This window comes from Pantoea sp. WMus005 (assembly GCF_013415305.1).
Lineage (GTDB): Bacteria > Pseudomonadota > Gammaproteobacteria > Enterobacterales > Enterobacteriaceae > Pantoea > Pantoea rara.
Genome location: NZ_JACBXU010000018.1, coordinates 1 through 399, shown reverse-complemented (window position 1 = coordinate 399; position 399 = coordinate 1). Strand labels below are relative to the sequence as shown.

Annotated in this window: 1 pseudogene; it reads right to left on the bottom strand. The window is 60.9% G+C overall.

Annotated features, from left to right (window positions below):
* A pseudogene (gene ligA, locus HZZ01_RS20710) lies at positions 1-399 on the bottom strand (NAD-dependent DNA ligase LigA); the annotation flags it as partial.

The following is a 399-nucleotide window of genomic DNA, read 5'->3' as shown; positions in this document are numbered from 1 at the left end:
CTTTCATTTCCAGCAATTTATCCAGGGTCAGGCTATACAGGTCAGCCAGGCCATGCACGTATTCCAGTTCGACCAGGGTATCGATATAACGTTCCCCAAGACCTTCGATATCCATCATGCGCCGCCCGGCAAAGTGACGGAACGCTTCCTTGCGCTGGGCCGAACAGAACAGGCCACCCGAGCAACGGGCAATCGCCTCGCCCTCTTCGCGTACCACGTGGGAATCGCAGACGGGACAGCGCTCCAGCATCTTGAACGGCAGCGGCGCCGGTTGCGGGCGCTTCTCCAGCACCACGGACAGCACTTCCGGGATCACATCGCCGGCGCGGCGCACGACGACGGTATCGCCCACGCGCACATCCTTGCGCAACACCTCGTCTTCATTGTGCAAGGTGGCGT